The sequence below is a fragment of the Nocardioides sp. genome, assembly GCF_036274455.1.
In the GTDB taxonomy this organism is placed as follows: Bacteria; Actinomycetota; Actinomycetes; order Propionibacteriales; family Nocardioidaceae; genus Nocardioides.
Map to the genome: position 1 here is coordinate 1 of NZ_DASUFR010000058.1, position 7,489 is coordinate 7,489.

The following is a 7,489-nucleotide window of genomic DNA, read 5'->3' on the forward strand; positions in this document are numbered from 1 at the left end:
ACCGATCGACAGCCTCGAGTCCACCGTCGCGTCGTTGCGGCCCTCGGTGGTCGTGCTGTCGACCTACGACGCCGCGCTCTTCGAGGCGAACGCCGGTGCGATCGGCCGCCTCGCCGAGACGAGCAGGGTCGCGGTGCTGGCCCCGGTCGACGAAGACGTCATCCGGCGCACGGGCGCCGAGGCCGTGGGCGGTGACATCCCTGCGGCTGCGGCGGCCCTCGTCGGCCACTGACCGGTGTGCGGTTGCGCTGAGGGATGGGCGAGCGCGCAGTGTGGGACAAGTACTGGTACGCCATCAGGGACTCGAACCCCGAACCCGCTGATTAAGAGTCAGCTGCTCTGCCAATTGAGCTAATGGCGCTCGCTGTCGCGACCACAAACATTACCAGCGCGGGCCATGCCGCTGAAATCGCTGACCGTCAGCGCGGGACCACTCGTCCGTGGTCAGCGGGAGGCCAGCACCGCCATCGCGGCGTTGTGGCCGGCCACCCCAGACACGGCGCCGCCGCGGCGCGCGCCGGCGCCGGCCAGGAAGACCCGGGGCAGCCCGGTCGGCACGCCCCACTGTTGATCGGGCGTCTCCAGCCGGGACCGGTTGTTGGCCCACGGCCAGTCCAGGTGGCCGTGGTGGCCCTGCCCCCCGGGCATCGCGAGGTCCGCGTCGAGGTCCGGCGGGCCCTTCACCTCCAGGCAGGGGTTCCCCTGCGCATCGTGGGCCACGACGGACTCGATCGGGTCGACCAGGTGCTCGTCGAGCGCGGCGATCGCCCGGCGTACCGCCTCGTCGCGGCTGCCCTGCGGATCGGCCTCGAACAGGGCGGCCGGCGTCAGGAGGGTCAGCAGCGAGAGGACCTGCGAGCCAGGGGGTACGTCGCCAAGCAGCGACGGGTCGGCCAGGGAGGCGCAGCACACCTCGGACGGGATGGTGGCGGGCAGGGCACCCTGCGCCGCCTGGTCGTAGGCCGTCTGCAGCTGGGGCCACGACGACGCGATGTGCATGGTCCCCGCGAACGCAACCTGCGGGTCCACGCCCGACCTGAGCCGGGGGAGCCGGTCCAGCAGCAGGTTGACCTTGAGCTGCGACCCGGCGGGCTTGGTCTCCGGGTCGTCCGGTTCGCCGAGCAGGATGTGCAGCACCCACGGTGCGACGCTGGCGAGGACGTACCTCGCCTCGACCGTGGCCGGGCCGCCGGCGGTGTCGAAGTCGACCTCGGTCAGGTCCTCGCCGGCCCGGATTGCCGAGACGCCGGCTCCGAGCCGGAGCTCGGCACCGGCTCGGGTGGCCGCGCGCGCCAAGGCGTCGGTCAGCGCGCCCATGCCGCCGATCGGGACCCGCCGCTCGCCGGTGCCCCGGCCGATCATCCGGTAGAGGAAGCAGCGGTTCTGCTCCAGCGACGGGTCGTGCAGCGTGGTGAAGGTCCCGGCCAGCGCGTCGCTGGCGACGATGCCGCGCACCAGGTCGTCGGCGAACCTCTTCTCGATCACCTCACCGAGCGGTGTGGCCACGAAGTCGCGCCAGGTCGCCTCGTCGACGTGCGCCGCGAGGTCGCGCTCCCACGGCAGCGGCTCCATCAGCGTGGGCTCGACCGACCGGGCCATCGCCGCCACCTCGGAGTAGAAGCTGCACCAGGCGTCGTACTCCCGGCTGCTGTCGGTCAGCTCCAGGAACGACGTCCGGGTGCGCTTGCCCTCGGGGTTCTCGACCAGCAGGCCACCCGGGCGGCCGTCACGTTGGTAGGGCGTGTACGACGCCAGCTGCCGCGACGCGAGCCGGACGTCGAGCTCGAGCTCGGCCATCAGCCGCTCCGGCATCAGCGACACCAGCTCGGCGTACCTCGAGAGCCGGGTGGACCGGCCCAGGAACGGCTGCGCGGTGACCGTGGCCCCGCCCAACCGCTCCAGCCTCTCCAGCAGCACCACCGAGAGCCCGGCGCGGGCGAGGTAGGCCGCGGCCACGAGACCGTTGTGACCACCACCCACGATCGCCACGTCGTAGCGTCCGTAGACGGTGTGGGGGGTCGTCACGAGATCCAACCTAGTGCGGCCTCGCCCGCGGGGAGCTCATCCGGAATATCCAAACTTCAACCGGCGTTCAGCGCGCTACCGACCAGCCGAGGAGATGGGTGCCGTGCCCGCGATCACCGTCGACGACCTCACCGTCCTGCCCCGCCTGCGTGCGCCCGGGCTCGGGGACACGCCGCGCCCGGTCTGGCAGGTGACCACGGCGCCGTCCGGCTACGAGGGTGAGGGGTTCCCGGTCCGCCGCGCGTTCGCCGGTGTCGACCTCCAGCTCCTCGACCCGTTCGTGATGATGGACCAGATGGGCGAGGTGGACTACGCGCCCGGCGAGGCCAAGGGCACTCCCTGGCACCCGCACCGCGGTTTCGAGACCGTCACCTACATCATCGACGGCGTCTTCGACCACCAGGACAGCCACGGCGGTGGCGGCACCATCACCAACGGCGACACCCAGTGGATGACGGCCGGCTCCGGGCTGCTGCACATCGAGGCGCCGCCGGAGTGGCTGGTCGAGAAGGGCGGCCTGTTCCACGGCATCCAGCTCTGGGTGAACCTGCCCCGCGACGCCAAGATGAACAACCCGAAGTACCAGGACATCCGCTCCGGCGAGGTCCAGCTGCTGACCTCCCCGGACGCCGGCGCGCTGGTCCGCGTGATCGCCGGCACCGTCGACGGCCACGCCGGCCCGGGCTCGACGTACACGCCGATGGCCCTCGTGCACGCGACCGTCGAGCCGGGCGCCCGGCTCGACCTGCCCTGGGACGTCGACTTCAACGCGCTGGTCTACGTGCTCAACGGCAGCGGCAGCGTCGGGACCGACGGTCGGCCGCTCCGGATGGGCCAGGCCGCCGTGCTGGGCGCCGGCGACTACCTCACCATCACCGCGGACCGGGCCCAGGAGAGCCGGACTCCGAAGCTCGACGTCATCGTCGGCGGCGGCCGGCCGATCCGCGAGCCGCTGGCCTGGGCGGGCCCGTTCGTCATGAACACCAAGGCCGAGGTGCTCCAGGCCTACGAGGACTTCCAGAGGGGCCGGTTCGGCCACATCCCCGCCTGACCGATCGCCGGTGGCTGAGGCTCGGAACCTCCGCAGGGTGGGGCGAGCTGACGGTGGCTGAGGTGCGAGGCCGCTCACGGCCGAGCCTCGAGGCCTCCATGAGGCACCTGCCGGGCCACCGCTGGTCGAGCCTGTCGAGACCTCCGCAGGGAGGGCGCCTGCGCAAGTCCCAGCACCGGGTCACCTGGCTTCGAGGCTCGGCGCCGGGGCGCCTCGCACCTCAGCCACCGTGAGGCACCTGCCGGGGCACCGCTGGTCGAGCTTGTCGAGACCTCCGCAGGGAAGGCACCTGCCGGGGGCACCGCTGGTCGAGCCTGTCGAGACCTCCGCAGCCCGCGCTGGAACCTCGGTGGGAGCGGGAGCAGATTGCTGCGGGGATCTCGACGAGCTCGATCAGCGGGGGGTTGCGTAAGGTCTGCGCGTGGCCGAGGTCTTCCGCGACACCTACGGCATCCCGCACGTGCGTGCCACCGACGTGCTCGACCTCGCTCGCGGCCAGGGCTTCGCCACCGCGCGGGACCGGGCCTGGCAGCTGGAGTACCAGCGCCGCCGCGCCACCGGCACCGCTGCCGAGGTGCTCGGTGCCGCACAGCTGGCGTGGGACGTCTGGGCGAGGCGCACCCGGATCGTCGACACCGCGCAGCGGGCGCTGGCCGGTCTGGGCGACGAGAGCCGCGCGTTCGTGGCGGCGTACGTCGAGGGGCTGAACGCCGGCCTGCACGCCGGTGCGCCTGAGCTCGAGCGGCTGGAAATCGAGCCCGCGCCGTGGGGGGAGTGGACACCGCTGGCCGTCTTCCAGGCCCAGCACCTGCTCTTCGCCAGCGTGCCCGGGAAGCTGTGGCACCACCGTGCGCGGACCGTGCTCGGCGCGGACGAGGCGCTGCTGTCCCGCGATGCGGCCTACGTCTCCGGCAGCAACGCGTGGGCCGTCGGCGGGGCCCGGACCGCCAGCGGCAAGCCGCTGATCGCCGGGGACCCGCACCGGGTCTTCGAGTCGCCCGGGGTCTATGCCCAGGTCCGGCTCTGCGTCGACGGACCGTCGGACGGCTTCGACGTCTTCGGCTTCACCTTCCCCGGCGTGCCCGGTGTCCAGCACTTCGCGCACGCCGGGCAGGTCGCCTGGGCGATCACCAACGCCTGCGCCGACTACCAGGACGTCTTCGAGGAGTCCCTCGACGACGTCGTCGACGGGCACGACGAGACCATCGCGGTGCGCGGCGCCGACCCGGTCACCGTCGAGGTGCTGGCCACCGAGCGCGGCCCCGTGTTCGAGGTCGACCGCGGGCAGGGGCGCGGGCTGAGCGTGCGCGACGCGCCCACGGTCCTCGGCGACCTCGGCTTCGACGCGCTGCTCCCGCTGCTGAGGTCCCGGACCGTCGACGACGTCGACCGGGCTCTCGACGCGTGGGTGGCGCCGGTCAACAACGTGGTGATCGCAGACAGGTCCGGCGCAGTGCGGTTCCGGAACGCCGGCCGGGTGCCGGTCCGCGACGAGGCCAACCGTCGCGGCATCGCCCCCGGCCGGGGCGCGGACACCTGGTCCGGCTGGGTCGACCTGCCTCGCCACGACGTCCCCCCGGACGGGCAGGTGGTCACCGCCAACGAACGACGCGGCGCCGAGAGCGACCGGCTCGGCAACGAGTTCGCGCCGCCGCACCGCGCGGCGCGGATCAACGCGCTGCTGCATGGCCGCGACGAGCTGACCGTGGACGACTTCGCCGAGATCCACGGCGACGCGTTCGCGATCACGGCGCTGCCCCTGTGTGCGCTCGTGCGCGACCTCGAGCCCACCCCGGAGGGCCGGGCCGTCCGGGACGCGATCCTGGAGTGGGACGGCGTGATGGCTTCCGGCTCCGAAGGTGCCGCCGCGTTCGCGGCCTGGCGCAGCGCGCTGACGCTCCGCCTGTGTGACGAACCCGCCCTGGCTCAGCTGCGGGACGCCGCCGTGCATGGGCCGCTCTTCGCGCCCTACCTCTCGCTGGAGGCCAGCGTCGGGCTTGCGCTCGAGCCCCTTGCCGGCGCGCGTACGCCGTACGGCATCGACATCCGCCGGCTCGCCGCGCTGGCGCTGGCGGACGCTGCCGGGCACCCGGCCACGTGGGGGGACACGCACGTGTTCGACCCCACGCACGCCTTCGACCTCGCCGACGAGGACCTCGAGCCGCCGCAGATCCCGGTCACCCCGGTGGCCGGCGACATCGACACGGTGCGCTGCACCGGCTGGCTGCCGGGGCTCACGGACGAGGCCTACCGCGGCTCGGTCGCGCGCTACGTGTGGGACCTCGCGGAGCCCGCCGGCAGCGCGTGGGTGGTGCCGATGGGAGCGTCGGGCGACCCGCGCTCGGCGCACCACCTCGACCAGCTGGACGCGTGGTCGCAGGCCCGGCTGCTGCCCGTCGAGCTGGACTGGGGACGCCTCACCCCGGAGGGTGGCATCTCCGGTGAGGAGCGTTGATCGACGCGGCGTCGGGTAACGGGAGGACGTGAGTCAACATCGAAGGTCGCGCCTGACCACGCTCAACGACACCGCGGACACCGCGTTCGCGCTGGCCATGCTGTGGGCGATCCCGGTCATCGCGTTCCTCTACGTGCTCACCCGGGTCTAGCCGGCCAGCTCCTTCTCGAACCATGCCTGCGCATAGGGGTTGCCGTTGTAGCGGTCGATGTGGCGGTAGCCCGCCCGCTCGTACATCGCGATCGCCTCGACCAGAGTCCCGTTGGTGTCCAGCCGCACGGTGTGGTGGCCGAGGTCGCGGGCGACCTGCTCCAGGTGGCGCAGGAGCCGGGACCCGAGCCCGGCACCCCGCCAGTCGGCGTGCACCCACATCCGCTTGATCTCGCCGACGCCGGGCTCCAGCTCCTGCACACCGCCGCACGCGACCGGGTCACCCTCGCTGGTCGCCACCACGAACGCCCCGGTTCCGGGCGCCATGTGCTCCTCGTCGTGGTGGTCGCCGGGGTCGAAGCCGGTGGGGAAGCGCCTGTCCAGCTCGTCGAAGTAGCTCTGCACCGCCTGCTTCGCCTCCGACGAGGCCGGGTGCACCGAGCGGATGTCCACCGTCGCGGCACGCACCAGCAGGTCGGCGGTGGCCAGGGCCTCGGTGAGCCGTTCTCGCTGTCGGCCGGTCAGCGGTGCGACCAGCCGCTCGGCCAGCTGCTCGGAGCGCTCGTCGAGCTGGGCGCGGAACGCGCGACCCTTGTCGGTCAGGCGGACCGTACGCCGGCGCCGGTCCTCCGGGTCGGCGGCCAGCCGCACCAGGCCGTCCTCCTCGAGCCGCCGCAGCTGCCGGGCCAGCTGACCGGAGTCGAGCCCGAGCCGGGCACGCAGGTCGCGCACCGTCGCGCCGGCCTCGCCGATCTCGAAGACGAGACGGGAGGCACCCAGCGGCAGCCCCAGGCCGAGGAAGGACTCGTCGAGGGCGCCGATCCGCTGGGTGTAGGTGCGGTTGAACCGGCGCAGCACCTCGGTCTCGACCATTGTCTGACCATAGTCAGAGAAATGGCTCCGGGCCAAGGGGATATCGGGACGCCCCGGTCCGGGCCGGTTTGCACTCCGCGCCGTCCGGGCACCTGAGACACATGACGCACGGGGACCCGGCCGCTCCGAGGACCTGCCCGACACCGCCGCCGATGCCTTCGATCACGGCGTCGGTGCTCATCGAGTGGCGGGCGCTCGTCCAGTCGCTGGGTGCCTGGCTGATGAAGGGCTGACCTGCGGCTGGGCAGCCCGACCACAGAAGAGCCCACAGAAGAGCCCACAGAAGACCTGGGGTGAGTGACGGGACTTGAACCCGCGACCACCTGGACCACAACCAGGTGCTCTACCAGCTGAGCTACACCCACCATGCGGCCCCGAGAGGTCTCCCAGGAGAGCTCGGGGCCGTCGCGAAGTCTAGGCCAGTCAGGCGGGTTCCGCGGAATCGGTATCGGTCCCGGGACCGGCCTCGACGGCCGCGTCGGGCGGGACCGGTGGCAGGCCCGTGAGTGCGCCGGCATGCTTCTCGGCGATGGCCCGTGCGGACTCGCTGTCCGGTCCGGGTGAGGGGACGAAGACCGTCTCGCGGTAGTAGCGAAGCTCCTCGATGCTCTCCTGGATGTCGGCGAGCGCCCGGTGGTTGCCGGTCTTCGCCGGGGCGCTGTAGTAGGCGCGAGGGAACCAGCGGCGCGACAGCTCCTTGATCGAGGAGACGTCGACGATCCGGTAGTGCAGGAAGGACTCGAGGTTCGGCATGTCCCGGGCGAGGAACGCGCGGTCCGTCGCCACGGTGTTGCCGGCCAGCGGCGGGCGGCTCCCGTCGGGGCAGTGCTCCTTGACGTAGGCGAGCACCTGGGCCTCGGCGTCCTCGAGGGTGATGCCGTCGTCGAGCACCTCGAGCAGGCCCGAGACAGTGTGCATGTTGCGGACGAAGTCGT

General features: G+C 72.4%; 8 protein-coding genes and 2 tRNA genes. 5 read left to right on the plus strand and 5 right to left on the minus strand.

Annotated features, from left to right (window positions below; translation table 11 throughout):
- Positions 1 to 232, plus strand: a 232-nt coding sequence (locus tag VFV89_RS05460) for a hypothetical protein (RefSeq protein WP_329704898.1), incomplete at its 5' end; no start/stop codon positions are given.
- 53 nt (positions 233 to 285) lie between these two features.
- On the opposite strand, the gene VFV89_RS05465 is transcribed toward VFV89_RS05460, so the two are convergent.
- Together VFV89_RS05465 and VFV89_RS05470 are read right to left on the minus strand one after the other, a co-directional pair.
- Positions 286 to 361: transfer RNA gene (locus VFV89_RS05465), tRNA-Lys, on the minus strand.
- 83 nt (positions 362 to 444) lie between these two features.
- Positions 445 to 2,025, minus strand: a complete 1,581-nt coding sequence (locus VFV89_RS05470; protein WP_329704899.1) for an NAD(P)/FAD-dependent oxidoreductase — start codon at positions 2,023 to 2,025, stop codon at positions 445 to 447.
- A gap of 103 nt (positions 2,026 to 2,128) precedes the next feature.
- Between VFV89_RS05470 and VFV89_RS05475 the strand changes: the two genes are divergently transcribed.
- From VFV89_RS05475 to VFV89_RS05485, 3 genes are all read left to right on the plus strand, one after another.
- Positions 2,129 to 3,076: a pirin family protein gene (locus VFV89_RS05475; protein ID WP_329704900.1), complete on the plus strand. Its 948-nt coding sequence runs from the start codon at positions 2,129 to 2,131 to the stop codon at positions 3,074 to 3,076.
- Between the two features lie 421 nt (positions 3,077 to 3,497).
- Positions 3,498 to 5,531 (plus strand): penicillin acylase family protein, encoded by a 2,034-nt coding sequence (locus VFV89_RS05480; protein WP_329704901.1) that lies wholly within the window; start codon positions 3,498 to 3,500, stop codon positions 5,529 to 5,531.
- A gap of 28 nt (positions 5,532 to 5,559) precedes the next feature.
- Entirely contained in the window at positions 5,560 to 5,682 is a 123-nt protein-coding gene (locus VFV89_RS05485) for a hypothetical protein (protein ID WP_329704902.1), read from the plus strand.
- Here the strand turns inward: VFV89_RS05485 and VFV89_RS05490 are convergent.
- Positions 5,679 to 6,554 (minus strand): helix-turn-helix domain-containing GNAT family N-acetyltransferase, encoded by an 876-nt coding sequence (locus VFV89_RS05490; RefSeq protein WP_329704903.1) that lies wholly within the window; start codon positions 6,552 to 6,554, stop codon positions 5,679 to 5,681. The two genes, VFV89_RS05485 and VFV89_RS05490, sit on opposite strands and share 4 nt — an antisense overlap.
- A 101-nt stretch (positions 6,555 to 6,655) precedes the next feature.
- Between VFV89_RS05490 and VFV89_RS05495 the strand changes: the two genes are divergently transcribed.
- Positions 6,656 to 6,787, plus strand: a complete 132-nt coding sequence (locus VFV89_RS05495) for a hypothetical protein (RefSeq protein ID WP_329704904.1) — start codon at positions 6,656 to 6,658, stop codon at positions 6,785 to 6,787.
- 56 nt (positions 6,788 to 6,843) lie between these two features.
- On the opposite strand, the gene VFV89_RS05500 is transcribed toward VFV89_RS05495, so the two are convergent.
- Positions 6,844 to 6,919, minus strand: a tRNA-His gene (locus tag VFV89_RS05500).
- A 58-nt stretch (positions 6,920 to 6,977) separates the two neighbouring features.
- Positions 6,978 to 7,489, minus strand: a 512-nt coding sequence (gene orn / locus VFV89_RS05505) for an oligoribonuclease (RefSeq protein WP_329704905.1), incomplete at its 5' end; no start/stop codon positions are given.

What these genes read in the sequence shown, in the direction of transcription:
- VFV89_RS05495 (WP_329704904.1), top strand. Translation starts at nt 6,656, where the DNA reads ATGACGCACGGGGACCCGGCCGCTCCGAGGACCTGCCCGACACCGCCG.
- VFV89_RS05490 (WP_329704903.1), bottom strand. Translation starts at nt 6,554, where the DNA reads ATGGTCGAGACCGAGGTGCTGCGCCGGTTCAACCGCACCTACACCCAG.